This window comes from Ensifer adhaerens (assembly GCF_001270265.1).
GTDB lineage: Bacteria > Pseudomonadota > Alphaproteobacteria > Rhizobiales > Rhizobiaceae > Ensifer > Ensifer adhaerens_B.
In genome coordinates this window covers 70,321-96,914 of the sequence record NZ_LGAP01000009.1, presented here as the reverse complement: position 1 = coordinate 96,914, position 26,594 = coordinate 70,321, and the positions used below count along the sequence as shown (strand labels likewise).

The window sequence follows — 26,594 nt, the reverse complement described above, 5'->3', positions numbered from 1 at the left end:
CGACTCCGGCCCAGTGGCGCCGGGGTCGCCTGCCTTCGCATGCAGCCCGTCCGGCGCCGTTCCATGGCATTGACGCTCATCCGCCCGCGACAGCGTACACGGGTTTGGGCTCGCGCAATTCAATTGTATCCCGCCGATGAATATGGGAAACGGGGGCAGGATTTCTACAGGAATCGACAGGATGTCCGATCGCCCCACAATCATTGTCACCGGCTGTTCATCCGGGATCGGCGCCCATTGTGCCCGCGCGCTGCATGCGGACGGCTGGCGGGTGTTTGCAACCGTGCGCCGCGAAGAGGACCGAAGCGCCCTGGAAAACGAGGGCATCGAAACCTTCCTGATGGACTATACCAAGCCGGAGACGATCGCCGCCCTCGTCGAGGCAGTGATGGCGCGCTCCGGCGGTCGTATCGATGCGCTGTTCAACAACGGCGCCTATGGACAGGCCGGCGCCGTCGAGGACCTGCCGCCGGAAGCCCTGCGGCTGCAGCTGGAAACCAACGTCATCGGCTGGCACGACCTGACGCGGCGGGTGATCCCGGCGATGCGGGCGCGCGGAAGCGGCCGCATCGTGCAATGCTCCTCCATCCTCGGCATCGTGCCCTATCGCTGGCGCGGCGCCTATAACGCATCGAAGTTCGCGATCGAGGCGCTGTCGCTGACCCTGAGAATGGAACTCGCCGGAAGTGGCATCAAGGTCAGCCTGATCGAGCCGGGGCCGATCGCCTCGAAATTCACCGCCAATGCCGTGACCTATATCGAGCGCTTCATCGACCTGAAGAATTCGGTCCACCGCGCCGAGTACGAGCGGCAGATGCGCCGCCTGAAAGGCGAGAGCAAACCGGTCGCGGGCAAGCTCGGACCGGATGCCGTATATTCGGTCCTAAAGCACGCGCTGGCAGCAAAGAGACCGAAACCGCACTATATTGTAACAAGGCCCGCCAAGCAGGGCGCGTTCCTGAAGAAACTCCTGCCGGCAGCATTGTTTTACCGCATCATCGGCCGACTCGGCTGAGTGAAAAACGCAAGGGAGCATTCGATGTCCAGTTTCGTCACCGGCCTGACCCTGTTCGTCATGGGGCTGGTCGCCATCGTTCTGATCCGCGGCCTCTTGAACATGATGAGGGGTGGCAGCAGCAGCAAATCCAACAAGCTGATGCAGGCGCGCGTCCTGCTGCAGGCAGTCGCGATCGTATTGATCATGCTGACGCTATGGATCACCGGCGGCGGCCGCCCCGCCTGAGGAACGTGACGACACCATGGTCAAGCTCAACAAGATCTACACCCGGACGGGCGACAACGGCACCACCGGGCTCGTTTCCGGTGCGCGCCGCCTGAAGAGCGATCTCCGGGTCGACGCGTACGGCGCTGTCGATGAGGCCAACGCTTTCGTCGGGCTCGCACGGCAACACACCGCCGACGTCGTCGATCTCGACGCCGCCTTGATGCGGATCCAGAACGATCTCTTCGATCTCGGCGCCGATCTCGCGACCCCCGACACCGGCGAGAAGCCGCAATACGAGCCGCTTCGCATCGTCGCCACGCAAGTGACCTGGCTCGAAGCCGAGATCGATCGGCTGAACGCCGATCTCGAGCCCCTGCGCTCCTTCGTGCTGCCGGCTGGCAGCGCCGCATCCGCCGCGCTCCATGTGGCGCGAACCGTTGCCCGGCGTGCCGAGCGGCAGATGGTGGCGCTTGCCCAGCTCGAGGCCGAAATCGTCAGCCGCGAGGCGATTGCCTACATCAATCGGCTGTCGGATTTCCTGTTCGTCGCAGCCCGCTGGGCAAACGACAAGGGCCATGCCGACGTCCTTTGGATTCCCGGGAAAAACCGATAACGTTCCCCACTGCATGATCTCGCCCTTAAATCTTGTTCGACTTAAGGGCGAGATTATGCAGTAAATCAGAGTGTTACAGCGACCTTGCGCGCCTTGATAGGCGCGGCGCTGTAGAAACACGCTTCGGGAGACCGCATGTTCATACCGCTACACGACAAGAACAGCCTGAAGCACATCAAGGTTCAGTATGTGACGATCAGCCTGATCGTTATCAACATCGTCGTCTGGCTGATAACCGGTCCGATCGCCACGGAAGAATTCGCCAATGCGACGTTGCTGGGCTTCGGCTATATCCCGGCGCTCATCTTTGACTATGCCCAGCTCGACCCGTCGCTGATCATCGTGCCCGACGGCTTCACCTTCATCACCTATTCCTTCCTGCATAGCGACTTCATGCATCTGGCAATGAACATGCTGTTCCTCTGGGTGTTCGGCGACAATGTCGAGGATGCGCTCGGGCATTTTCGCTACCTGGTCTTCTACCTCGCCTGCGCCGCTGCCGGGGCCTTGGCGCATGGCCTGCTGGATCCGGCATCGGAGGCCCCGCTGATCGGGGCATCGGGCGCGATCTCCGGCGTGGTCGCCGCCTATTTTCTGTTGCACCCGAAGGTGCGTGTCTGGGTTCTGGTGTTCTTCCGCATACCCTTGCCCCTGCCGGCCGCCATTCCGCTCGCCTTCTGGATCGGCCAGCAATTCTTCATGCTGGTGGTCGATCCCGGTAGCGGCGTCTCCTGGAGCGCCCATGTCGGCGGCATCGTCGCCGGGCTGGTGCTGGTGGTCATTTTGCGACGCCGCGGCGTCCCGCTCTTCGATCGAACGATCGTCACGCCCCGCGCTGTCGAACACAGGACGGAGTCCGTCGTCGTCACGCCGCAACCCACGCCGGAAACGCGCAAACCGCCGACACCCTGGGGTCGCCCGACCGCTTGAAACCGTGGGCTTGAAATCCAATCCGCAGAAGTTTCGTCATCATTTCAAAGGCTTGAGCTTTCACGGGCGACAGAGACTGGGCGCTCGTACCGCATCTGCGAAGAGGTCTTGTCAGGTGACTTTCTTACGTGTACGTAAACGTTATTCCAATTCTCGGGGTTATATCGATTTAGCGCCATGCACAGTGATTGTAATTGGAGAAAAAACGCGTATCGATGTCGCCAACCGACAATCAGGCGGCTCCGTTAAGGCGCATTTTCCTGCGAAAGCTCTTGGAGGGAAGAATCCATGAAAATACTTGTGACGGTCAAGCGGGTGGTTGACTACAACGTCAAGATCCGGGTGAAGGCTGACGGCTCGGGCGTCGAGCTCGCGAACGTGAAGATGTCGATGAACCCGTTCGACGAGATCTCGGTCGAAGAGGCGCTCAGGCTGAAGGAAGCCGGCAAGGCGGATGAGGTCGTCGTCGTTTCCGTCGGTCCGGCCAAGGCCGAAGAGACCCTGCGCACGGCACTTGCCATGGGCGCTGACCGCGCCATCCTGGTCGAGACCGAAGACCAGGTCGAGCCGCTCGCCGTCGCCAAGATCGTCAAGGGCGTCGCCGACGCCGAACAGCCGGGCCTGATCATCGTCGGCAAGCAGGCGATCGACGACGATTCGAACCAGACCGGCCAGATGCTGTCGGCCCTGCTCGGCTGGGCCCAGGGCACGTTTGCCTCCAAGGTCGAGATCGGCGATGGCAAGGCTACGGTGACGCGTGAAGTCGATGGCGGCCTGCAGACGATCGACATCAAGCTGCCGGCCGTCGTCACCACCGACCTGCGCCTCAACGAGCCGCGTTATGCCTCGCTGCCGAACATCATGAAGGCGAAGAAGAAGCCGCTCGACAAGAAGACCCCGGCCGACTTCGGCGTCGACACCGCCGCCCGGCTGAAGGTGCTGAAGACCGAGGAACCGTCGGGCCGCAAGGCTGGCATCAAGGTCAAGTCGGTCGCCGAGCTGGTCGAAAAGCTCAAGACCGAAGCCGGCGTGCTCTGATTTAAGGAAGGGAGATTACATCATGGCCATTCTTCTTCTGGCTGACCACGACAGCAACCACCTTTCCGACCAGACCGCCAAGGCGCTGAGCGCTGCCGCCAAGATCGGCGGCGATGTGCATGTGCTGGTCGCCGGCGCCGGCGCCAAGCAGGCAGCCGAGCAAGCCTCCAAGCTTGCCGGCGTTGCCAAGGTTCTCGTCGCCGAGGATGCTTCGCTTGCCAACAACCTCGCCGAGCCGCTGGCGGCGCTGATCGTCTCGCTCGCCGGCGCCTACGACACCATTGTTGCTGCCGCCACTTCGGTCGGCAAGAACGTCATGCCGCGGGTTGCAGCGCTGCTCGACGTCAGCCAGGTCTCGGAAATCATCGAAGTTGTCTCTTCCGACACCTTCAAGCGCCCGATCTATGCCGGCAACGCCATCCAGACCGTGCAGACGACCGAAGCCAAGCGCGTCATCACCGTGCGCACCGCCTCCTTCGCCTCCGCCCCTGAAGGCGGTTCGGCTGCGATCGAAAGCGTTTCGGCCGCGGCCAACCCGGGCCTCTCTTCCTTCGTCGCCGATGCGCTGTCGTCGTCCGATCGCCCGGAGCTGACCTCGGCCAAGATCATCATCTCCGGCGGCCGTGCGCTCGGCTCGTCGGAAAAGTTCCAGGAAGTGATCCTGCCGGTTGCCGACAAGCTCGGCGCTGCCGTCGGCGCCAGCCGTGCTGCGGTCGATGCCGGTTATGCCCCGAACGACTGGCAGGTCGGCCAGACCGGCAAGGTGGTCGCGCCCGATCTCTACATCGCCTGCGGCATCTCCGGGGCGATCCAGCACCTCGCCGGCATGAAGGACAGCAAGGTCATCGTCGCGATCAACAAGGACGAGGAGGCACCGATCTTCCAGGTCGCCGACTACGGCCTCGTCGCCGATCTGTTCGAAGCCCTGCCGGAGCTGCAAAAGGCGCTGTAACCATTCGCCAACCGCGCCGCGAGAGCCCCAAGGAAAAGGGCTGGCAAAAGCGCTGACTTGGCATTAACAATCTACCGGGCCGGTCAGACCGGCCCGGTATTTTCGTATGTGACGGCGGCATGGCCGCCAAAATTCTTGAAGATGGATGTTCGCCGCGATGATCAAGACGGTCGGAGTTATTGGTGCCGGGCAGATGGGCTGCGGCATTGCGCATGTTTCGGCGATGGCCGGATACAAGGTGCAGATCTACGATCTTGCCGCTGACCGCATCGAAGCAGGGCTGGCCACCGTCAACGGCAACCTTGCCCGCCAGGTGTCTTCCGGCAAGATGACCGACGAGGCACGCAAGAGCGCGCTGGCGCTGATCAAGGGCTCGTCCGACATCAACGACCTATCGCAGGCCGACCTCGTCATCGAAGCCGTGACAGAGGACGAGACGATCAAGCGCAAGATCTACGGCCAGGTGTGTCCCGTCCTGAAGCGGGAAGCGATCCTCGCGACCAACACCTCTTCGCTTTCGATTACCCGCCTTGCATCGGCCACGGATCGCCCCGAGCATTTCATGGGCATCCATTTCATGAACCCGGTGCCTGTCATGAAGCTGGTCGAGCTCGTGCGCGGCATCGCGACGGATGAAGGCACGTTCAAGACCGCCAAGGAATTCGTCGCTACACTCGACAAGACCGTCACTGTCGCCGAAGACTTCCCGGCCTTCATCGTCAACCGCATCCTGCTGCCGATGATCAACGAGGCGATCTACACGCTTTATGAAGGCGTCGGTTCCGTCGAAGCCATCGACACGGCGATGAAGCTTGGCGCCAACCATCCGATGGGCCCGTTGCAGCTTGCCGACTTCATCGGCCTCGATACCTGCCTGTCGATCATGCAGGTCCTGCACGACGGTCTGGCGGACTCGAAGTATCGCCCCTGCCCGCTGCTGGTGAAATATGTCGAAGCCGGCTGGCTCGGCCGCAAGTCCGGGCGCGGCTTCTACGACTACCGCGGCGATGTGCCGGTGCCGACCCGCTAGAGCATTTCCGGTTCAGACGGAGTTGCAGAAACGCTCTATCTCTTTGTTTTTACGCATTACCTGACGGAAAACCGCTTCGCACTTTTCCTGGAAATGCTTTGGTCGGCCAACTCGGAAATTCAAAGCCCGGCGAAATGCCGGGCTTTTCAGTTTTCAGACCGTGGCGGACAGTCGCTCAGCTGCCGGCGGCCGGGGCAATGGCGGCGCTGATCAGGGCCTTGGCATCGTCGCTGTCCCAAGCGGCCGGGCCGTTCATCGAGCCGAGCAGGCATCCCTTGTCGTCGAGCAACAAGGTCGCCGGCAGGCCGAAGGCCAAACCCTCCTTCTTCAGATTGTTGAAGACGCCCATCGATGCATCGCGGTAGTAGCGCAGGTCGTGGACGGCGGTTTCATCGAGGAAGGCTTTCGGCTTTTCGTCGTCGCCGACGTCGATGTTGATCGCGACCACCTCGAACTTGTCGCTGCCAAGCGACTTCTGCAGCGCGTTGAGGGCGGGCATCTCCTCGCGGCATGGCACGCACCAGGTGGCCCAGAGATTGACGAGGATGGTTTTGCCGGCAAAGGCAGCGGCAGTCGTCGGCTTGCCGTCCGGGCCGTTGAAATCAAGCGCGATCGGGCGCGGCGACGCGGCCGGCGACATCGCAGCCACCTGCCCCTTCATGAACGGCGTCAGCGAGGCGACCTTTTCGCCCGTCAACGGGCAGACGGCAGCGGCCGTTTCGGCCGTCTCGGCATTGCCAGACCCCGTCTCCTTCACGTATACCGCTGCCGCACCGACGATCACGCCGAACACGGCGGCGAGCGCGAACAATTTCACGGCCGGGGGGGATTTCTTCTGGTCGGGCATTTCATTCTCCAAGGCGGGCATTCTTCATGGCTGACAGCAATTCCGAGACGAAATCCTCCAACCAGATGTGGGGCGGTCGTTTCGCCTCGGGTCCGGATGCGATCATGGAGGAGATAAATGCCTCGATCGGCTTCGACAAGAAGCTCTATGCTCAGGACATCCGCGGCTCAATAGCGCATGCGACCATGCTTTCGCATCAAGGCATCATTTCCGCCGAGGACAAAGACAAGATCGTTCACGGTCTGAACACGATCCTGTCAGAGATCGAAAGCGGTGAGTTCGAGTACTCCCGTCGCCTCGAAGACATCCACATGAACATCGAGGCCCGGCTTGCGACCCTGATCGGCCCGGCGGCCGGCCGGCTGCACACTGCCCGTTCGCGCAACGACCAGGTGGCGCTCGATTTCCGCCTCTGGGTCAAGGAAGAGCTGCAGAGGACCGAGACGGCCCTGACCGGCCTGATCGCCGCCTTCCTCGACCGCGCCGAGGAACATGCCGAGACCGTCATGCCGGGCTTCACCCATCTGCAGACGGCCCAGCCCGTGACCTTCGGCCACCACTGCATGGCCTATGTCGAAATGTTCGGCCGCGACCGCTCGCGCGTGCGCCACGCCATCGAGCACATGGACGAAAGCCCGATCGGCGCGGCCGCCCTTGCCGGCACCGGCTTCCCGATCGATCGACACATGACCGCCAGCGCGCTCGGCTTTGCCGGCCCCACCCGCAACTCGATCGACACGGTTTCGGACCGCGACTTCGCGCTCGAATTCCTGTCGATTGCAGCAATCGCCGCCACGCACATGTCGCGCCTTGCCGAAGAGATCGTCATCTGGTCGACGCCGCAGTTCGGCTTCATCCGTCTCTCCGACGCGTTTTCGACCGGCTCCTCGATCATGCCGCAGAAGAAGAATCCGGACGCCGCCGAGTTGGTGCGCGCCAAGACCGGCCGCATCAACGGCTCGCTGATCGCGCTTCTGACCGTCATGAAGGGCCTGCCGCTCGCCTATTCCAAGGATATGCAGGAAGACAAGGAGCAGGTCTTCGACGCGGCCGAAAGCCTCGAGCTCGCCGTTGCGGCGATGACCGGCATGGTGCGCGATATGACCATCCGCGCCGACCGGATGAAGGCGGCTGCCGGCTCCGGCTATTCGACCGCGACCGACCTTGCCGACTGGCTGGTGCGCGAGGCGGGCCTGCCCTTCCGCGATGCCCACCATGTCACTGGCCGCGCCGTCGCCCTTGCCGAGCAGAAGACCTGCGATCTCGCCGATCTCTCGCTTGAAGACCTGCAGTCGATCCATCCTTCGATCACCGCCAAGGTCTTCGACGTGCTGACGGTCGAGGCCTCGGTCGCCAGCCGTACCTCCTTCGGCGGCACCGCTCCGAACGAGGTTCGCAAGCAGATCGCCTGGTGGCGCGCCCGCAACTGATCCCTGTCGCCCGAAACCGTTCAGCGGCTTCGGGCCGACGGCAGGCATAGGCACAAGGCTCTGAAACGCGTCGCAGATTAAGGGTGCACAAGCGCCGGAAAAATCGATAAGACATCGCACCAGCATCAGTCTCCGCGAAGGAAAATCACGATGACATTCACGAAGGCGGCCCGGCTTGCGCTTCTTCTGGCGATCCCCGGGCTGGTTCTTGTTGGTTGCGGACGCAAGGGCGACCTCGACCGACCCGGCTCGACGGCACCGATCAACACCTTGACCCCCGCCGGAACCGTCGAACAGAAAGAACAGGTGGACGACCGCCGCTTCCTGCTCGATCCCCTCCTCTAAGCCGAGCCACGCCCCGTGAACCATTTCGAATACCGCGACGGAATCCTCTACGCCGAAGACGTGCCGGTGACTGACATCGCCCGTGCCGTCGGAACACCCTTCTACTGCTATTCGACGGCAACGCTCGAGCGGCACTACAAGGTCTTCTCCAAGGCCTTTGCCGACGTCGACGCGATGGTCTGCTACGCCATGAAGGCCAATTCGAACCAGGCGGTGCTGAAGACACTCGCGCGCCTTGGCGCCGGCGTCGACGTCGTTTCGGGCGGCGAGCTGCGCCGCGCGTTGGCCGCCGGTATTCCGGCAAGCCGCATCATGTTTTCGGGCGTCGGCAAGACCCCGCAGGAAATGGACCTCGCGCTCGAGGCCGGCATCTACTGCTTCAACGTCGAATCCGAACCGGAACTCGAGGTCTTGAACCAGCGCGCCGTTCGCGCCGGCAAGCGTGCCCACGTCTCCTTCCGCATCAACCCGGATGTCGACGCCCGCACCCATTCGAAGATCTCGACCGGCAAGAAAGAAAACAAGTTCGGCATCTCCTGGGAGCGCGCCCGCGCCGTCTACGCCCATGCCGCAACGCTGCCGGGCATTGAGGTCACCGGCATCGATATGCATATCGGCAGCCAGATCACCGAGCTGCAGCCCTTCGACGACGCCTTCAAGCTGCTGCGCGAGCTGGTCGACACGCTGCGCAGCGACGGCCATGCGATCGATCACGTCGATATCGGCGGCGGCCTTGGCATTCCCTATAAGGAAGACAACAATCCGCCGCCCTTGCCCGACGCCTATGCCGAAATCGTCAAGAGCCAGCTGCAGTCGCTCGGCTGCAAGATCGTCACCGAGCCGGGCCGGCTGATCGTCGGCAACGCCGGCATCCTGGTGACCGAGGTCATCTACGTCAAGGATGGCGGTGACAAGACCTTCGTCATCGTCGATGGCGCCATGAACGATCTGATCCGCCCGACGCTCTACGAGGCCTATCACGAGATCAGGCCGGTCCGCATCTCCGCCGCCAATGCGCCCCGCATCAAGGCCGATGTCGTCGGTCCCGTCTGCGAGACCGGCGACTACCTGGCGCTCGATCGCGAGATGGCGATGCCGAAGCCGGGCGATCTCTTCGCCATCAGTTCTGCCGGCGCCTATGGCGCAGTCCAGGCCAGCACCTACAACAGCCGACTGCTGATCCCGGAAGTCCTGGTCAAGGGCGATCGTTTCCATGTGATCAGGCCACGCCAGAGCTACGACGACCTGATCGGGCTCGATTCCGTCCCGGACTGGCTCGACTGAGCGACCTCCCGGATCGGACGATGATCTGTGGATCGCCCGTGCGGGCGATCACGATTTTGTTGTCGCCCTCGTCTTCGCCACAAACGGTGTTATCCTGATCCTTCAAAAGGTCGGTCACGAGCGGTCATGAGCGACCGAAAGGGAACTTGGGCGGATGACGCAATTCCGGCAGGATGAAACGCCACAACCGAAGTCATTTGCCAGAACACTGGCACTGAAGAGATTTGTCGCGCGGGCGGTGTTGATCGCCGAGCAGGTCTTGCCGTGCGCCCTCGTTCCCGCGTCGATCGCCCTCCTGTTTCTATCCGCCGCCTGGCTCGGTCTGTTCCGCATTGCCCCACTTTGGCTGCATGCCGTCCTGCTTCTGGGCTTTCTCGTCGCCTTCATCGCCTCGCTCATTCCGCTGACCCGGTTAAGATTGCCTGGGAATGTCGACGCAGACCGCATGTTGGAGGAACGCAACGATCTTCCCCACCAGGCGATCCGCGTCCAAGACGATATGCCGGCAACCGGCGGTGCCTTCGGCGAGGCGCTGTGGCGCGAACATCAGACGCGCATGGCGCGGACGATCCGCGCGCTCGACACCGGCCTGCCGCGTCCCGACATTGCCCGCCACGACCCCTTCGCGCTTCGCGCGCTGCCGGTTCTGATCGCCTGCGTCGCTTTCGCCTATTCCTATTCCAATCGGGCGGGGCTGCTCTCCGACGTGTTCCATCTGCCGCAGGCTGCAAGCGAAGTCGCCGATATCCGGGTTGATGCCTGGGTGACGCCGCCCGCCTATACCGGACGCGCACCCGTCTTCCTCACCGGTCGCCAGGGCGTCGCATCCCCATCTGATGAAACAGCGGCAATCACCATTCCGCAGTTCAGTGATCTGACCGTGCGCGTCACCGGCGCCGGCACGGAAGAAACCGTCCGCTATGCGGAAGACGGAGCGGCAGAGCCGATCATCATCCCGACCGCCGGGGAAAAACACGACGAAAAGACTGCGTCAGCGGAACCGGCCGTCCAAAAGGCGCCCGATAATGCCGTGCGCAATCACGCCTACAAGATTGTCAAGGGCGGCGAACTATCTGTAGGCGACCAGAGGTGGACGTTCAAGATCACCCCAGACAGCGTGCCGCAGATCGCCTTCGACGGCCTGCCGAAGCCCACCCCCAATGCGTCGCTGGACATCGCCTTCCTGGCAACCGACGATTACGGCATCGCTCAGGCATGGGCTGAGATCAAGCCGCTGGACGAGCCTGTGAAGGACGCACGGCCGCTCTATCCGCTTCCCGAATACCGGCTCGACCTGCCGCGCCGCAATGCCCGCGAGGCCAAGGGCACGACCAGCCGCAACCTCAGTGAACATCCGCTCGCCGGCAAGCGCGTTCGCGTCACGCTCGTCGCTCGTGATGCTGCCGGCCAGGAGGGCCGAAGCGTGCCGCAGGACATGATCCTGCCAGCACGCCAGTTCTTCAATCCCTTGGCTGGCTCCGTCGCCGAACAGCGCCAGGTCTTCGCGCTCAACGCCAACGACCTGCTCCGGGCGATCGACCTCAACGATGCGATCACCAGCTTCGCCGAGGAGACGATCCCCAACCTCACCCACTTCCTGCTCTTGAAGTCGGCGCGCTCACGCATGGCGCTGGCGCATAACGAAGACATGCTGCGCGATGCCGCAAAACACCTTTGGGAGATCGCGCTTGGCATCGAAGATGGCGATCTGTCGCTGGCCGATCGCCGCCTGCGCGACGCGCAGCAGGCGTTGTCGGACGCGCTTGAGCGCAATGCGCCCGATGAGGAGATCGCCAAACTGATGAAGGAACTGCGCGAAGCCATGCAGGAATACATGCAGGCGCTCGCCAAGGAGGCCGCGAAAAACCCGCGCTTGGCCGCCAATCCGGATCAGAACAATGTGCTGCGCCCGCAGGATCTGGAGAAGATGATGAACCAGATCGAGAACCTGGCGCGATCGGGCGCACGCGACCAGGCCCGGCAGATGCTGTCCGAGCTCCAACGGCTGATGAACAACCTGCAGGCCAACCGCGGCCAGCAGCAGATGGGCGAACAGAACAACGCCATGCGCGAGCAGATGGACAAGCTCGGCCAGCTGATGCAGGAACAGCAAAGGCTGATGGACGAGACGTTCAAGCTCGACCAGGCGCAGCGCGACCGCATGCAGCGCGGCGATCCGTTGCAGGGCGAAGACAACGAGCTTTACGGTCAGGAAATGCCGCAGGACCCCGGTCAGCGCGGCGATGAGGACGGTGAGCCCAACCCGCTTGACGACATGACCGCCGAGCAGCTGAAGGACGCGCTGAAGCAGCTGAAGCAGCAGCAGGATGCGCTGGGCAAACAACTCAGCGAGTTGCGGAAGGGCTTGGAAAGCCTGGGCATCAAGCCCGGCAAGGGGTTCGGCGACGCCAAGCGCGAAATGGAAGGCGCCTCCGGATCGCTCGGCAAGGGCCAGGGCGAGCCGGCCGTCGGCAGCCAGGGCCGCGCACTGCAGGCACTGCGCGAAGGCGCCCAGGACATGATGAACCAGATGCAGGCCCAGGGTCAGGGGCCTGGCCAGGGCATTCCGCAATATGGCCAGAATGGCCGCGATCCGCTCGGCCGGCGCCAGCAGAATGCCGGTCCGGATTTCGGCGACCAGGTCAAGGTGCCGGATGAAATCGATACCCAGCGCGCCCGCGAGATCCTCGACGAGATCCGTCGCCGGCTCGGCAACACTCTGTCGCCGGAAGCCGAGCGCCAATATCTCGAGCGGCTGCTCGACATGCGCTGAGGCGCAACCTGCAAAAAGAACCGGAAGAAAAACCGGTAAAGACAACGCCCTTGGAGCAGAAATGCTCCAAGGGCGTAATCAATTGTCAGATCGGCAGAGCGTTAGGGCTCCCTCTTCGGCAAAAAGTTGCCGTGAAGCGCCGTCTTGCGACGGGGCAGATTTCAGGCGGCAAGCGCCAGTGCCACGGCCTTGCGGATATCAGGCAGGGAAAAGGGTTTGGAGATGACGTCGACGATCTTGTCGGCGAGATCGTCTGCACGCTCACGCTGCTCGGCGTAACCGGTCATCAGCAGGATCTTCATCGCCGGAAAAGCGGCGGACGCCTGATGCGTCAGCTCGATGCCGTCCATGACGGGCATGCGGATATCTGACAGCAGCAGGTCGAAATTCTCGGTTTGCAGGCAGGCAAGTCCGTCTGCGCCGTCTCCAGCCTCCACGGTCTCATGTCCATCGAGCCTCAAGGCCCGCGCGACGAAGGAACGCAATGCATCCTCGTCCTCGGTAATCAGGATCTTCGCCATCATGGCCTCCCGCGTTCGCTGCGACGGCACGGCTCTATCGCGAAGAGACCGGCCCATTCCAATGGATACGGCAACGCTCACGAGAAATGTGGCGGTAGGCCGCAGCGGCACGCGGCGCCCTTAAGGGGACGACGCACGACACGACCTCAAACAACCAGCTTTTTCTTTGTGTTCGGTAAACGCCGGGCGGCTGGATTTCGGAATACCGGATTGAGCAGGCCCTGCTGCGTGCGCTGAACGCACCGGGTAGGCGTTACAGCGCCGCGATCTCAAATGCCGCAGCGCTGCGTATTTTCGCTTTTACTCGGCGTCGCCGGTGACAACGCCGACGAAGGGCAATTCGCGGAACGCATAGGCCACGTCCATGCCGTAACCAACGACGAAATGATCGGGGCATTCGAAGCCGACATAGTCCGCCTCAAGCTCGACCTTGCGCTTGACGCGCTTGTCGAGCAGCACGGCGATGGTAACGTTACGCGCACCGCGCTCGTACATCAGTTCCTTGGCAAAGCGCAGGGTGCGCCCGGATTCCAGGATATCGTCGATCAGGAGCACATCGCGGCCGTGCACGTCGCTATCGATGTCCTTGATGATCTTCACGCCCTGGGAGACCGTGCCGAGCCCGTAGCTCGACAGCGTGATGAACTCGACTTCCGGTGCAAGGCCGGTATTGTGCATGGCGCGGATCAGGTCGGCGGCAAAGATGAACGAGCCCTTCAACACCGCGATTACCAGCAGGTCCTTGTGGGGACCTTCTACGATCATGTCAGCGAGCTCGGTGTTGCGTGCGGCGATCGTTTCTGCCGTATAAAGGGGCTCGATATTCTTTCCGCGAACGACGGGCATGCGGCTTCTCCAGCGTTTCATCCGGAAGACAAACGCCTTCCCTTTCGCGCCCGCTTAGCACAATCAGCGCACGGAGACACCGTTTTCGGCGAAGGAAACCTTCACCTCGGGCATTTTTCCACCTGCATATGGGAGCCTGGTGACGAAGCGGCGGCTCTCGCCGGGCGCGATTGCAGCACCCTCCGGCATCAATCGCGTCGCCGTAACCTTGCGGCCATTGCTGACCACATCCACCACGACCAACGGCAGGCGCTGGAGCGCGGAGGAGGAATTGTCGATGGAGCCGTAAACCGAAAGCACCCGCATGCCGCCGGAGTAATCGAGCGACGCAGTCACGTCGGTGATCGCCAGCGGCTCGTTCTCGAGCCCGTCGCCGGTCGAAAGAGCGATAATGCCCGCAAAAGCCGCAATGGCGAAGCCTGCGACCAGCCCGGCGAACTGGCGCGCCGGCATGGCGCGTAACCGTGTCTCGGCGAAGGACAGCAGGCGCCTCAGCGGGGACTGCTCGTCGCGAACGACCGTCAGGGTCGGGCCATGGCGTCTGGTTTGCTTCTGATTGTCGTTGAAAACAGGATAGGGATTGCGGCGGGCCGTCGCCGAAACGGTCTCGAACTCGGCATCGACATAGTCGACGCGGCGCGTTGCGGCTGCGCCTTCGCGCGCAACCCGGTCCGGTGGCAGCAGATCGGCATAGGCCGCGGCTCCAGCCGATTTCGTGCGGAACGCCTGCATCGCCTTTCCTCCTGGATCGCGGGCGGACCTGCCGTCCATGCGAAACCATCGGGCAATGCGCCGATCCCGGGCGGTGCAAGAATCAGGGCATTGCATCAAATCTTTCCGACACGTAAACCGAAATGGTTAATGCTTCGGAAAGAGGCCGTGAAAGCGGCGTCTTTTCATGAAAAATTAACCGCTGCTTAACCATGGTTCCGCTGGCGGTTTTGCCTTTCGGTGCTTGTCGTCCTATGCGCAGATGGACAGCCCCCAAGCAGAGCTGGACGGGTCGTGAGAGAGACTGGGCTACCTTTGATTCATTTTGAGAACGTCGGACTGCGTTATGGTATGGGGCCGGAAATTCTCCGGGACCTGACCTTCGATATTCCGCGTCGGTCGTTCCAGTTCCTGACCGGACCTTCGGGTGCCGGCAAGACGACGCTCTTGCGCCTGCTCTTCCTCTCCTTGCAACCGACGCGCGGCCTGATCCGCATGTTCGACCGCAACATTTCGTCGATCCCGCGCGAAGAGTTCCCGATGCTGCGCCGACGCGTCGGCATCGTTTTCCAGGATTTCCGCCTGCTCGACCATCTGACGACCTACGAAAACGTAGCCCTTCCGCTGCGCGTGCGTGGCAAGGACGAATCGAGCTACCGCGCCGACGTGCTCGAACTGTTGAAATGGGTCGGACTTGGCGAGCGCATCAACGTGCTGCCGCCGGTGCTCTCCGGCGGTGAGAAGCAGCGCGCGGCAATCGCCCGCGCCCTGATCGACCGCCCCGAAATCCTGCTCGCGGACGAGCCGACCGGCAACGTCGACCCGCCGATGGCCCGGCGCCTCCTGAACCTCTTCCTCGAGCTCAACCGGCTCGGAACCGCCGTCGTCATCGCCACCCACGATCTGTCCTTGATGGATCAGGTCGAGGCGCGGCGCATGATCCTTTCGCAAGGGCGGCTCGATATCTATGAGTGAGGGCCGCACCAAACGCACCCACGAGGTGCCGGAGCAGCAACCGGAACCGCAGCAGCAGCCGCGCCGGACGGAGATGCGCGTGCGGCCGATGGGGCCGATCGTGCCGGCAACAAACGTGTCCGGCCACGCGCTGATGTGCGTGATCGCCATCATGTCGTTTCTTGCCTGCCTTACGCTTGGCGGCGTCAGCATGGTGCGCGCCACCGCGCAAAGCTGGCAGAGCCAGATTTCCCGCGAGATCACCATCCAGATCAAGCCGGACGACAATCTCGACATGGAAAAGGCGCTCGCCGACGCGCGCGACCTGGCTTTGACCTTCAGCGGTGCGACCGTTGGCAAGATCGTCGACCGCGAAGCAACCGCCCGCCTGCTCGAACCCTGGCTCGGCGAGGGCCTCGATCTCGACGAGTTGCCGGTTCCCCGCCTCGTCATCATCACCATCGACGAAAACAATCCGCCCGATTTCGCCGCCATGCGCAAGGCGCTGACCGAGATCATCCCGCAGGCCTTCCTCGACGATCACCGCACCTGGGTCGACCGCCTGGTGGCGATGGCCAACACGACGGCGATGATCGGCACGGGCGTGCTCGTCCTCGTGTTCTCGACCATGGTGCTGACCGTCATCTTCGCCACGCGCGGTGCACTGTCTGGAAACCGCCATATCGTCGAAGTGCTGCACTTCGTCGGCGCCGAGGCAGGCTTCGTGGCATCGGAGTTCCAGAAGCACTTCCTGAGAATAAGCCTCAAGGGGGCCGGCGCCGGCGGCCTGCTCGCCGCAATCTTCTTTGCGCTTGCAGGCTACTGGCAATCCCGCACATTGGCGACGCCGGAAACCGACCAGGCGACCGCCCTCTTCGGCACATTCACCATCGGCTACAGTGGCTATCTCGGCATTATCGCCATCATGATCGTCATTGCGGTGTTGACGACGCTGACGGCGCGGCTCACGGTAACGCGCACGATCTACGAGATCGACCTGATCCGCTCCGACCCCGGACGTACGGATACCTACCAAAGCTGACGCCCAGATGTTTCGCCTTTATTCGATCTATTCCTTGCCGCAATCTGGCGCTATCTGAAGAGAATCATGATGGCGCAAGGACTTCGCGGGAGCGGGATGGCCGGAGGCGGAAAATGGCAAGGCGGGGCCGAGCAAGAACGCCGACCCCGTGGTCCTCTGCGCAAAATCCTCCGGCGAACGTTCTTCATTCTGCTTGTGCCGTTCGCGATCGTTGTCGCAGCCTTCCTCAACTTCGCCGATACCGTCGCCTCCTTGCAGCCTCCGGCAAACCCGAAGGCGGAAGCGATCGTCGTCTTGACCGGCGGCTTTCAGCGCATCGATCAGGCGGTCGACCTCCTGAAGTCCGGGGCCGGCAAACGACTGCTGATTTCGGGCGTCCACCCGGCGACCACCGGCAGCCAGATCCGGCGCAACACCCAAAGCTCGGCCGATCTCTTCAAGTGCTGCGTCGACATCGGTCACGAGGCGATCGACACGATCGGCAACGCGACCGAGGCAAGCCAATGGATCAGCGACCGAGGCTACAAGCGCGTGCTGGTCGTGACCAACAACTACCACATGCCGCGAAGCCTGCTCGAGCTGCGCCGCGCCCGCCCGGAGACCGAATTCATCGCCTATCCCGTCGTCAATTCGGACCTCAAGACGACGAACTGGCTACGCAATCCGATGGTGCTGAAATCGATCCTGCTGGAGTTCGGCAAATATTCCGTCGCCTCCGTGCGCGATATGGCGGGTGCCCGCCCGGCGAGCGGCTTGCGCACCGTTCCCTCGCGTGCGACGCCGGCCGAAGAATAATCGCTGGCGCGCCTCAATCAGCAAAGTGAGAACGGGCGGTTTTCCTTCGGCGTTTATTCGTGTACGCAGCGATCCATCGGCCCACGGGCTGGATATCCCTGAACTCGCCTCTCGAGAGCCTGCTGATGATCGTCCTGCGTTCGGTCCTTTTCAATCTGGTCTTCTACGTCAATCTGATCCTGCAGATGATCGTCTTTACGCCGGCCTATTTTCTGGTGCCGCGAAAGACGGCGTGGTTCGTTCCGAAGAATTGGGCGCGCAGCAATCACTGGCTGTTCGAAAAGATGGTCGGCACGACCTTCGAGATCGAGGGCTTGGAAAACATTCCCAAGAGCGGCTACATCTTCGCGCCCAAGCACCAGTCGTTCTGGGATGTCTATGCGCTCCTGCCCTGGCTCAATGATCCGTTCTTCATTCTCAAGCGCGAACTGACCTGGATCCCGCTCTTCGGCTGGTACATCAAGAAGCAGCGCATGGTGCCGGTGAACCGGGCCGCCCGTGGCCGTGCCATGACCGAAGTCATGGATCGCACCAAGCAGGAAATGGCTTCCGGCCGCGAGTTGATCATCTATCCCGAAGGCACCCGGCGGCCGCCTGGCGCACCGCCGCACTACAAATACGGCATCGCCCGGCTCTATCGCGATCTCAATGTGCCTGTTGTGCCTGTCGCCATGCATCCCGGCCTGTTCTGGCCGCGCCGCAAGTTCCTGCGCTTCCCCGGTCATTTCAAGGTGCGCGTGCTGCCGCCGATCGAGGCCGGTCTGGATCCCGACGAGTTCCTCGCCAGACTGGTCGAGGTGACCGAGGCAGCAAGCGACGAGTTGCTGATCGAGACCGTCAGGAACAACCCGCATCTGCCGCTGCCGCCGACGGCACGGCAGCGCCTCAACGAATTGAAGGCCGCCGGCCGCGGCTAAATCGGCTACGGCTTCGATCTGGCGACCGATGCGTTAAGCGTCGTCACGACTTCTTCCAGCCAATGGTCGCGAATGCCCATCTCCTTGAGATGGGCAAGCGTGTTGAACACGTATTCGCTGTTTGCCCCCGACTTTCCCGACGAGACCGCGACGATCGCCGCCGCCTCCGGGGCACTGAGCGCCCCGGCATATTGCACATGGGCGCGATCGATCACGTAGGTCAGCGCCGGAACACGCCGGCCGTCGGCGAGCTGCACCGGCATCGTCTTTTCCTTGTAGACATGCGTGACAAGCTCGCGCTCGCGCAGATAGTCGACCACCTCGGCCCTCTCGCCGTTGTCGACGCGAAACGCCGTACCGATGCAGGAGCCGCCATAATCGAGCCCCAGCACGAGGCCTGGTCGCTGCTGCGTGCCGCGATGGACCCACGAGCGCACGCAAAGCGATCGACGATAGCCAAATGCTCGCGCCGTCGATCTTTCCTCGAACCGGAAGCCCGGGTTCCACATCAGCGACCCGTAGCCAAAGACCCAAAATTCGTCCATATCCACTGTCATTCAATCCGCGCTGTCTGCTCATCGCCGAATCGTCGGCTCATCGGTGGTCAGCCATGTCGGTTTTCTACGGCACAGCATCTCGGCACGGAAGAGACAAGTCGTTCCCGTGCATAGTATGAAAGATAATAAACAGGATCGGCGGCGCCACCCGAAAGGCGGCCGCGGTCTGAGTTTGGTGGAGTACGCGTTATCATGACCGCAACCGCAGTCGCCAATCCCTCGCCGGTCAGCCGGAAGTTTCGCTGGCTGATCGCCGGCATCGTGATCGTCTGTGCCGCCTACTCGGCCGGCTGGTTTGCCGTGGCCGATCAGGTCGAGAAACGCCTGACGGCCCATCTCGCAGACGGCCGGGCAAACGGGCTCGGCGGCGAGTGCACGAACATGGACGTGCGTGGCTTCCCCTTCCGCATCGGGCTCTTCTGCGACAAGGTCAATCTCGACGACACCCGCCGCGGCGCCTCCGCCTCCTTCGGCGCGCTTCGAACCGCAGCGCAGGTCTACCAGCCCGGCCACGCGATCATCGAACTCGATGGTCCGGCAGAACTGCGCGTATCGCCCGACCTCAATGTCTCGGCCGACTGGACGCTGCTGCATGCGAGCGTCAGGGCGACGCTCTCCGGCCTCGACCGCAGCTCGCTCACCTATGACAACCTGACCGGCACCGTGCGCCTGCCGCTGACCGGCGGCAGCTTCGGTTTCGGCGCCAGCCATGGCGAAATGCATCTGCGTCGGAATGGCAACGACCTCGATGCGGCCGTAAGCGTCGACAAGCTCGATCTTCGCCCGGAGAACGGCGCGAGCTTCGCGCCGCCCGCCAATGTCGCCGCCGACCTCCCCTTTGTCGACAAGGCGAGCTGGATGGGCTCGGGCATCCCGACGCCCGCCATGCTGCGTGGCAGCAAGGGCGAACTGCGCCAGATGACGCTTGACCTCGGCTCGGGAATGAACGCCAAGCTGTCGGGCCCGTTCTCAGTCAACGACCAGGGGCTGATCTCCGGTGAGTTTTCGCTGACGATGACCAATATCGAGGCCTGGCGGGCCAATCTGGTCACGCTGATCCCCGACGATGCGAACCTCGTCAACAACACCGCCAACATGCTGAAGGCGCTTGCCAACGGCAAGAACGAGGCGACAGTGAAGCTCAACGTGCGCGACGGCACCGCTTTCCTCGCCTTCATCCCGATCGGCGTGCTGCCGACACTCTGATACAGGCGCGAATAAAAAAGCCCGGGGCATGGATCATTCCACGCCCCGGGCTTTCTTTTTGCGTAACGCCTACTTCTGGTCCATCGCGTGACGGCCGAAGTCCGGCATGGCCGTGTCCTGGCCCGCCTGAATGATCGAGCGACGGATCGCGCGGGTGCGGGTGAAGAGGTCGAACAGCTTGTCGCCGTCGCCCCAGCGGATCGCCCGCTGCAGATAGGCGAGGTCCTCGGAAAACCGCGACAGCATTTCCAGGATCGCGTCCTTGTTGTGCAGGCAGACGTCCCGCCACATGGTTGGGTCGGAAGCGGCCAGACGGGTGAAGTCGCGGAAACCCGACGCCGAATACTTGATGACTTCGGATTCGGTCACCGCTTCCAGATCGTCCGCCGTGCCGACGATGTTGTAGGCGATGATGTGCGGCAGATGCGAGACGATCGCCAGCACCTTGTCGTGGTGCTCGGCATCCATTTCCTCGACCATCGAGCCGAGCGTTTCCCAGAACAGTCGCAGCTGCGCGATCGCTTCCTCGTCCTGGCCGGGCGGCGGCGTCAGGATGCACCAGCGGCCACGGAAGAGGCCGACGAAGCCGGCGTCGGGGCCGGAATGCTCGGTGCCGGCAATCGGATGCCCCGGCACGAAATGAACCGTGTCGGGCAGATGCGGCGCCATCTGGGCGATGACCGAGCCCTTGGTCGAGCCGACATCGGTCACGATCGCCCCAGGCTTCAGGTGAGCCGCTATTTCAGCGGCCACCGCACCGGATGCACCGACGGGCACCGACACGATGACGAGATCGGCGCCGCGCACCGCATCGGCAGCCGACAGCGTGTAGCGATCGCCAAGGCCAAGCTCTTCGGCGCGCGAAAGCGTCGCTTCGCTGCGGGTCGAGATCACCAGGGTGCCGGCGAGCTGCTTGTCGCGGATTTCCCGGGCGATCGATGAGCCGATGAGGCCGATGCCGATAAGCGCGATCGTTTCAAACTGCTGTGTCATCATTTCCGTCCCATGAATTCTGTCAGTGCCGCGATGACACCCTCGTTGGCTTCCTGAGAGCCGATGGTCATGCGCAAGGCATTGGGAAAGCCATAAGCCGCGATTGCGCGCAGAATGAAGCCGCGACGGGTCAGGAACGCGTCCGCATCGACCGCGTGCTTGCCGTCCTCGTCCGGGAAGTGGATGAGCACGAAGTTGGTCACCGATGGCGTGACCCTGAGGCGGATCGCTTCCAGCGAGCGGCTGACGCGCTCCAGCCAGACGAGGTTATGGTCGACCGCCCGCGCGACGAAGGCCTGATCGCGAACCGCGGCCGCTCCGGCCGCAATCGCCGCAGCACTGAGATTGAACGGCCCGCGGACGCGATCGACGGCGTCGATCACTTCCGGCGGCGCGTACATCCAGCCGATGCGCAGGCCAGCCAGACCGTAGATCTTCGAGAAGGTTCGCGTCATGACGACATTACGGTTGGCCGATACCAGCTCGAGCCCGGCCACGTAATCGTTGCGGCGAACATATTCGGCATAGGCCGCATCGAGCACGAGCAGCACGCCCTCGGGCAGGCCCGCATGCAGGCGGCGAACTTCGTCGACCGGGATATAGGTGCCGGTCGGGTTCGCCGGATTGGCGATGAACACGAGCTTCGTGCGCTCGGTCACTGCAGCAAGGATCGCATCGACGTCGACGGTGGCGTTCCGCTCCTTGACCGTGACCGGCGTGCCGCCGGCGGCCATGATCTGGATCTTATAGACCAGGAACCCGTGCTCGGTGATGATGCCCTCGTCGCCGGGCGCGAGATAAGTGTGGCAGAGGAGGCTGAGAAGTTCGTCCGAGCCGTTGCCGCACAGGATGTTTGCCGGGTTGAGCCCGTGCACGGCACCGATCGCCGCGCGCAGCGCCTGCGCCTGGCCGTCGGGATAGCGCTCCAGATTGAAGGCCGCGGCCTGAAACGCCTCGATCGCCCTGGGGCTGGCGCCGAGCGGCGTCTCGTTGGAGGAGAGCTTGTGAACCTTGGCGACACCGGGGGCATGCTCCTTGCCGGGCACATAGGCGGCAATGTCCAGAATGCCGGGGCGCGGCTGCGGGCTCTTCGAGGCAAGGCTCATCGGATCAGCTTTCAAGGCAGGAAATGAGGCCAAGCCAATACCGGCGCAATCGGCATTTGTCGAGGGTGGGCAAGCCCTGGTAGAACAGCGATCACGACTGAGCGCGCGGTCTCTCCCGGGTGCTGGGGATACCGTGCGGGGCCAGCACCGGCACGAACACGCGGCGCGATGCGCGCGCCGCAACCGGCAGGCCCTGATAGAGCCGCTTCTGCGCCTCGACCACAATCACGCCGGAAAAAACCGGCCAGAGCGACCGACCAAGCCGCTCGAAGCCGCGGCGCAGGCGCAGGATCATCTTCAGCTTCGATGGCGGGAAAAACAGCGCCTCCGCCGAAGCGCCGGGTGTAAAGTTCGTTTCGCGCAAGAGCGCCGTCAACTGACCGCGCGAATAGGGCCGCCCGGAGCCAAAAGGCGTATGCTCCATGCGCGCCCATACACCGCGGCGGTTGGGCACGACGATCACCAGCCGGCCTCCCGGCGCCAGCACCCGCCAGATCTCCTTCATCGTCTCCCGCGGGCTTTCGGCAAATTCCAGCGAATGCACCATCAGCACCCGGTCGATCGAGGCATCGGGCAGCGGCAGTTCCTCGTCGAACACCAGCGCCGTCGAGGACAGCTCGGCAACCGGCCAGTTCACCGCCCCCTGCCCTGCCGGCATGAAGGCGAAGGTTCGCTCCGTGTCCTTGCGGAAGCGTTCGAGATAGGGCACGGCATAGCCGAGCCCGACGAGCCGCTCTTCGGGCAGGCGCGCCCAGACTGAGGACAGCGCCATGGTCACGGACTGTTCCGCCATTCGGCCCAGTTCGGAATGATAGAATTCTCGGAGATCGACGATATCAGTGTGCATGCGCAACATGTTAGCCTTGAAGCGGTAGACTTCAAGGCAAGCCTCGCTACATTCGGCAGCAGTTACTGCAGTGCCGTGCGTCGAATATGACGCGCAAGGTCACTGTAGCGCTTTAAACTCGCTGCATGATTTTGCCAAAGATCGATACCGATCGAAAGATCATGCAGAAGAAGCCGATCGGAAGACATGCCATGGCCGCACTCGAACTCGACCTTTTCCTCTGCCGCACCGACAATTTCGGCGTGCTGCTGCACGATCCGGTCAGCGGCGCCACCGCGTCGATCGACGCGCCCGAAGAGCAGCCGATCCTGGAGGCACTGGAGCGCCGGGGGTGGAAGCTGACCCATATCCTCACCACCCATCACCATGGCGATCACGTCGCAGCCAACGTCGCCCTGAAGGATCGTTTCGGCGTGACCATCATCGGGCCGGCTGCAGAAGCGGCGCAGATCCCCGCCATCGACAGGAGCGTGCGCCATGGCGAGCGCTTCGACTTTGCCGGCCATCCGATCGAGGTCATCGAAACGCCCGGACACACCGCCGGCCATATCTGTTTCCACTTTCCGGACGACAAGCTGCTCTTTGCAGCCGACACCCTGTTTGCGCTCGGCTGCGGCCGCTTGTTCGAGGGAACGCCGGATACGATGTGGCGGTCGCTCAGCCGGCTTCTCGCCCTGCCCGACGACACCACGGTCTATTTCGGCCACGAATACACGCTGTCGAACGCCCATTTCGCCGTAACGATCGATCCCGACAATAGTGCGCTGAAGGAGCGTGCCGCCGAGATCGAGGAAACCCGCTGCGATGGCGGCTTTACTGCCCCCACGACGATCGGCCTGGAAAAGCGCACGAACCCGTTCCTGCGCGCCGGCGACGCGAAGATCCGCGCGCATCTCGGCATGGAAGGAGCGACCGATGCGGCCGTCTTTGCCGAAATCCGCAAGCGGAAGGATAACTTCTGATGGCGACCGACCAAGACCTGACGCCCTCCACCATCATCGAAATGCTCGGACTGACGCGCCATCCCGAGGGCGGCTGGTATGTGCAGACCTTCCGCGACGGCAACGGCGGGCCGCGGGGTCACTCGACGGCGATCTACTATCTCCTGGAGCGCGGCGAGCGCTCGCACTGGCATCGGGTGCGCGATGCCGCCGAGATCTGGCATCACTATGCCGGCGCGCCGCTGGAATTGAGCATTGCCGCCGAAGGGGCGCCTGCAACGGTTCTGCGTCTCGGTCCCGGCATTCTGGACGGCGAGCGCCCGCAAGGGCTGGTACCGCCCAACTGGTGGCAATCCGCCGTCTCGCTCGGCGACTGGACGCTCGTCGGCTGCACGGTGGCGCCGGGCTTCGACTTCTCCGTCTTCGAGATGGCGGCCCCCGACTGGGCGCCGCCTGAGAAATAGAGCATTTCCAGGAAAAGTGCGAAGCGGTTTTTCCGTCAGGAAATGCGTAAGATCAAAGAGATAGAGCAGTTCGGCGGTTACTCTGCCGGCTGCGCCACCGCGCGGCCCCTGCCGAAGATCATGTCCTTGGCCGCCAGCACGGCGCCGCCCGTGACGAAAAGGCACGCGGCGGCGATGCGCCAGGACGGCTCGGCAAAGCCGAACAGGATCAGGATCAGCGTCGACAGCACCGGCGCTGCATAGCTGGCAACACCGAGCAGCTGGATATTACCGTTCTTGACGCCGAAGTCCCAGGCATAGAAGGCGGCGCCCACCGGCAACAGGCCAAGGCCCGCAACCGCCAGCCACTCGAACGTCGTTTCCGGCCATACGGTCGTCTCCAGACCGAAATGGCACACGAAAGAGAGGAACGACGTCGCCAGGCAGAAGCCGGTGACGACGTCGGTCGAAACCGCCTCGAAGCGGCGGGTCAGCAGCGAATAGCCGGACCAGGTGAAGGCGCACAGCAACGCGGCGCCGTAACCCATGAGATAGGCGTCGTCGAAGGCGATGCCGTTGCGGGCGATGATCATGATCGTTCCCATCAGGCCCGAAAACGCGCCGGCAACGTGGTACCAGCGCAGCCGTTCGCCGGGCAGCAGGGCCGAGCCGACGACAATCAGCAGCGGCCAGAGATAGGCGATCAAGCCCGCCTCGACGGCCGGCGCGTTGCGAAGCGCGGTAAAGTAGAGAAAGTGATAGCCGAAAAGACCGGCGATGCCGGTGATCCAGACCTTGGCCGGCTGCTTCAAGAGCGCGAGCCGCTCGGGCTTCAGCGCGAGGACGATCAGTCCGGGAACACTGCCGATGAGGAAACAGATCGCAGACAACTGGAACGGCGGCATTTTACCCGACGCAGCCGTAAACAGCGCCAGCAGCGACCACATCAAAATGGCGGTCGCGCCGATCAACGTTGCCTTGAATTTCATGCCTTATCCCCTCACGCGGCCTCCACTGCATAATTCGTTAAATCGGAATCGATTTAAGGAGAAAATTATGCAGCAAGTTAAAGTGTTACAGCGTCCTTAGCGCGTCATATTTGACGCGCGGCGCTGTAGCGAAAACCGGCGCGGATAAAATCACGACTCGGTGCGAAATGTTAGAGCCAACCGCCGGTTTCAACCGCCGAATCGCGTCGCCGATACCGTCACCGGACCAAGCTTGGTCGGGATGCGCACATAGACGGGCGCATAGACATCGACGGCGTCCGACTTGGCAAACCAGATTTCCATCGTCTGCAGCCGCCTGAGATATTCGACGTCTTCGCGCCCCTTCTTGTAGCCCGCCTTCGGAACGAAGCGGATGCCGCAGACAATCGCCTCGCCGTCAAACCCCTTGGTCTTGAACGGCCTGGTCCCCTTCGCCGACAGCTTGATGTCCAGGCGCGATTCGCCGTCGAAGATCGGCAGCGTATTAGGGCAAACGCGGGCCTTGCCCGGAATGATGAGGCCGGACAGCGGATCGAGCACGTTGCGCATGTCGCGTGAGGTCACCGGCACCCAGTTCTTCGGCAGCGGCGTGCGCTTCGGGTTCATGCTGGCATGCACAACGTTGCCGTTGCTGTAGGTGACGCTGATCGCCCGGCCCTTCTTGCCGCTGCGATAGGACATCGAATATTCGTTTGCGCGCAGATGGTCGCGGCCGATCACGCCGGAGACGCGGGTCTGGCCCGAGGTCCGGCTGAAAATGTCGACGAGGCCCGCCGAGTGCAGCGTTCCTGATATCGTGTAGCGATTCTTTTCAAGCGCCGTATGGAACGACGCTCTCGCAAGCGGCAAACCGGCAAGCGAGATGCTGTAGTCCGTCTGATGCTCGACATCCGCAGCAAGCGATGCTGTGGAAAACAATGCCACTGACAACAGCGCTACCGCGCGAGAACCGATGCGCAACTTCATGCCCCAAGAGATCCATTACTCGAATGCCGTCGCAATGCCTTGGAATGCAGGGCGTTTGCGGCTTTTCTACGCCTTTCAGAGAGATCCGGCCACATGACCACCGACCGCGTCATGGACGTTCTGCTGCATCCGCAAGACTACAGATAGCGCATCATAAACCGCTTGGAATGGCCCGCGCGACGCTTTATTGTGGCCGCGATCGAGCTTGCCTGATGCAGAAACGGCCGGGAGAAACGGCGGTTTTCCGAGAATGCAAGAGGTTTGGCTTGACGGGCGGGCTGTCTCTGACTATA

General features: G+C 62.8%; 28 protein-coding genes. 18 read left to right on the top strand and 10 right to left on the bottom strand.

Features of this window, described 5'->3' with window-relative positions; translation table 11 throughout:
* Positions 1–181: 181 nt before the first annotated feature.
* From AC244_RS15810 to AC244_RS15780, 7 genes are all read left to right on the top strand, one after another.
* Entirely contained in the window at positions 182–1,015 is an 834-nt protein-coding gene (locus AC244_RS15810; RefSeq protein ID WP_053249771.1) for an SDR family oxidoreductase, read from the top strand.
* A gap of 24 nt (positions 1,016–1,039) precedes the next feature.
* Positions 1,040–1,243 carry a twin transmembrane helix small protein gene (locus AC244_RS15805; RefSeq protein WP_053249770.1) on the top strand — a complete coding sequence of 68 codons (204 nt, stop codon included), beginning with the start codon at positions 1,040–1,042 and terminating at the stop codon, positions 1,241–1,243.
* Positions 1,244–1,259: 16 nt separating this feature from the next.
* Positions 1,260–1,838 (top strand): cob(I)yrinic acid a,c-diamide adenosyltransferase, encoded by a 579-nt coding sequence (locus AC244_RS15800; protein WP_053249769.1) that lies wholly within the window; start codon positions 1,260–1,262, stop codon positions 1,836–1,838.
* A gap of 135 nt (positions 1,839–1,973) precedes the next feature.
* Positions 1,974–2,768 carry a rhomboid family intramembrane serine protease gene (locus AC244_RS15795; protein ID WP_053249768.1) on the top strand — a complete coding sequence of 265 codons (795 nt, stop codon included), beginning with the start codon at positions 1,974–1,976 and terminating at the stop codon, positions 2,766–2,768.
* Between the two features lie 288 nt (positions 2,769–3,056).
* Positions 3,057–3,806 (top strand): electron transfer flavoprotein subunit beta/FixA family protein, encoded by a 750-nt coding sequence (locus AC244_RS15790; RefSeq protein ID WP_053249767.1) that lies wholly within the window; start codon positions 3,057–3,059, stop codon positions 3,804–3,806.
* A 22-nt stretch (positions 3,807–3,828) separates the two neighbouring features.
* Positions 3,829–4,758, top strand: coding sequence for an electron transfer flavoprotein subunit alpha/FixB family protein (locus AC244_RS15785; RefSeq protein WP_053249766.1), 930 nt, complete (start codon positions 3,829–3,831; stop codon positions 4,756–4,758).
* A 157-nt stretch (positions 4,759–4,915) separates the two neighbouring features.
* Positions 4,916–5,788 (top strand): 3-hydroxybutyryl-CoA dehydrogenase, encoded by an 873-nt coding sequence (locus AC244_RS15780; RefSeq protein ID WP_053249881.1) that lies wholly within the window; start codon positions 4,916–4,918, stop codon positions 5,786–5,788.
* 175 nt (positions 5,789–5,963) lie between these two features.
* On the opposite strand, the gene tlpA is transcribed toward AC244_RS15780, so the two are convergent.
* Complete coding sequence (tlpA, locus tag AC244_RS15775; protein ID WP_053249765.1) at positions 5,964–6,635, bottom strand: thiol:disulfide interchange protein TlpA; 672 nt, start codon at positions 6,633–6,635, stop codon at positions 5,964–5,966.
* 26 nt (positions 6,636–6,661) lie between these two features.
* Here tlpA and argH point away from each other — a divergent pair, with 26 nt between their 5' ends.
* The 4 genes from argH to AC244_RS15755 all read left to right on the top strand — a co-directional run bounded on the left by argH (position 6,662) and on the right by AC244_RS15755 (position 12,467).
* On the top strand, positions 6,662–8,065 hold the full coding sequence (gene argH, locus AC244_RS15770; protein WP_053249764.1) for an argininosuccinate lyase: 1,404 nt from the start codon (positions 6,662–6,664) through the stop codon (positions 8,063–8,065).
* Between the two features lie 150 nt (positions 8,066–8,215).
* Entirely contained in the window at positions 8,216–8,410 is a 195-nt protein-coding gene (gene lptM, locus AC244_RS15765) for an LPS translocon maturation chaperone LptM (protein ID WP_053249763.1), read from the top strand.
* A 15-nt stretch (positions 8,411–8,425) separates the two neighbouring features.
* Positions 8,426–9,694 (top strand): diaminopimelate decarboxylase, encoded by a 1,269-nt coding sequence (gene lysA / locus AC244_RS15760; protein WP_053249762.1) that lies wholly within the window; start codon positions 8,426–8,428, stop codon positions 9,692–9,694.
* 154 nt (positions 9,695–9,848) lie between these two features.
* The gene (locus AC244_RS15755; RefSeq protein WP_053249761.1) at positions 9,849–12,467 is read left to right on the top strand and encodes a TIGR02302 family protein; all 2,619 of its coding nucleotides are present in this window, start codon (positions 9,849–9,851) and stop codon (positions 12,465–12,467) included.
* A gap of 161 nt (positions 12,468–12,628) precedes the next feature.
* On the opposite strand, the gene AC244_RS15750 is transcribed toward AC244_RS15755, so the two are convergent.
* The 3 genes from AC244_RS15750 to AC244_RS15740 form a co-directional block, all read right to left on the bottom strand.
* Positions 12,629–12,988, bottom strand: coding sequence for a response regulator (locus tag AC244_RS15750; protein WP_025424638.1), 360 nt, complete (start codon positions 12,986–12,988; stop codon positions 12,629–12,631).
* Positions 12,989–13,288: 300 nt separating this feature from the next.
* Positions 13,289–13,834, bottom strand: a complete 546-nt coding sequence (hpt, locus tag AC244_RS15745) for a hypoxanthine phosphoribosyltransferase (RefSeq protein ID WP_025424639.1) — start codon at positions 13,832–13,834, stop codon at positions 13,289–13,291.
* Between the two features lie 63 nt (positions 13,835–13,897).
* A complete protein-coding gene (locus AC244_RS15740; RefSeq protein WP_053249760.1) occupies positions 13,898–14,566 on the bottom strand; it encodes a hypothetical protein in 669 nt (222 codons plus the stop codon).
* Between the two features lie 294 nt (positions 14,567–14,860).
* On the opposite strand from AC244_RS15740, the gene ftsE reads away from it, so the two are divergent.
* From ftsE to AC244_RS15720, 4 genes are all read left to right on the top strand, one after another.
* Entirely contained in the window at positions 14,861–15,520 is a 660-nt protein-coding gene (ftsE, locus tag AC244_RS15735; protein ID WP_063934108.1) for a cell division ATP-binding protein FtsE, read from the top strand.
* A gap of 73 nt (positions 15,521–15,593) precedes the next feature.
* Positions 15,594–16,541: a cell division protein FtsX gene (locus AC244_RS15730; protein ID WP_152975977.1), complete on the top strand. Its 948-nt coding sequence runs from the start codon at positions 15,594–15,596 to the stop codon at positions 16,539–16,541.
* A 96-nt stretch (positions 16,542–16,637) separates the two neighbouring features.
* On the top strand, positions 16,638–17,336 hold the full coding sequence (locus AC244_RS15725) for a YdcF family protein (protein ID WP_053249880.1): 699 nt from the start codon (positions 16,638–16,640) through the stop codon (positions 17,334–17,336).
* Positions 17,337–17,461: 125 nt separating this feature from the next.
* Entirely contained in the window at positions 17,462–18,253 is a 792-nt protein-coding gene (locus AC244_RS15720; protein ID WP_053249879.1) for a lysophospholipid acyltransferase family protein, read from the top strand.
* A gap of 5 nt (positions 18,254–18,258) precedes the next feature.
* Here AC244_RS15720 and AC244_RS15715 read toward each other — a convergent pair whose 3' ends face one another.
* Positions 18,259–18,810 carry a gamma-glutamylcyclotransferase gene (locus tag AC244_RS15715; RefSeq protein ID WP_053249758.1) on the bottom strand — a complete coding sequence of 184 codons (552 nt, stop codon included), beginning with the start codon at positions 18,808–18,810 and terminating at the stop codon, positions 18,259–18,261.
* A gap of 192 nt (positions 18,811–19,002) precedes the next feature.
* Between AC244_RS15715 and AC244_RS15710 the strand changes: the two genes are divergently transcribed.
* Positions 19,003–20,016 (top strand): DUF2125 domain-containing protein, encoded by a 1,014-nt coding sequence (locus tag AC244_RS15710; protein WP_053249757.1) that lies wholly within the window; start codon positions 19,003–19,005, stop codon positions 20,014–20,016.
* A 69-nt stretch (positions 20,017–20,085) separates the two neighbouring features.
* On the opposite strand, the gene AC244_RS15705 is transcribed toward AC244_RS15710, so the two are convergent.
* The 3 genes from AC244_RS15705 to AC244_RS15695 all read right to left on the bottom strand — a co-directional run bounded on the left by AC244_RS15705 (position 20,086) and on the right by AC244_RS15695 (position 22,971).
* On the bottom strand, positions 20,086–21,012 hold the full coding sequence (locus AC244_RS15705) for a prephenate/arogenate dehydrogenase family protein (protein ID WP_053249756.1): 927 nt from the start codon (positions 21,010–21,012) through the stop codon (positions 20,086–20,088).
* Complete coding sequence (gene hisC / locus AC244_RS15700) at positions 21,009–22,115, bottom strand: histidinol-phosphate transaminase (protein ID WP_053249755.1); 1,107 nt, start codon at positions 22,113–22,115, stop codon at positions 21,009–21,011. Before hisC ends, AC244_RS15705 begins: the two co-directional genes overlap by 4 nt.
* Positions 22,116–22,206: 91 nt before the next feature.
* Positions 22,207–22,971, bottom strand: a complete 765-nt coding sequence (locus tag AC244_RS15695) for a class I SAM-dependent methyltransferase (protein WP_152975970.1) — start codon at positions 22,969–22,971, stop codon at positions 22,207–22,209.
* 182 nt (positions 22,972–23,153) lie between these two features.
* Here AC244_RS15695 and gloB point away from each other — a divergent pair, with 182 nt between their 5' ends.
* Together gloB and AC244_RS15685 are read left to right on the top strand one after the other, a co-directional pair.
* Positions 23,154–23,924, top strand: a complete 771-nt coding sequence (gene gloB / locus AC244_RS15690; RefSeq protein ID WP_053249877.1) for a hydroxyacylglutathione hydrolase — start codon at positions 23,154–23,156, stop codon at positions 23,922–23,924.
* Positions 23,924–24,367 carry a cupin domain-containing protein gene (locus AC244_RS15685; protein WP_053249754.1) on the top strand — a complete coding sequence of 148 codons (444 nt, stop codon included), beginning with the start codon at positions 23,924–23,926 and terminating at the stop codon, positions 24,365–24,367. The genes gloB and AC244_RS15685 overlap by 1 nt, the downstream gene beginning before the upstream one ends.
* 77 nt (positions 24,368–24,444) lie before the next feature.
* Here AC244_RS15685 and AC244_RS15680 read toward each other — a convergent pair whose 3' ends face one another.
* A complete protein-coding gene (locus AC244_RS15680; RefSeq protein ID WP_053249753.1) occupies positions 24,445–25,335 on the bottom strand; it encodes a DMT family transporter in 891 nt (296 codons plus the stop codon).
* A 189-nt stretch (positions 25,336–25,524) separates the two neighbouring features.
* Complete coding sequence (locus tag AC244_RS15675) at positions 25,525–26,301, bottom strand: DUF3108 domain-containing protein (RefSeq protein WP_053249752.1); 777 nt, start codon at positions 26,299–26,301, stop codon at positions 25,525–25,527.
* Positions 26,302–26,594 lie beyond the last annotated feature (293 nt).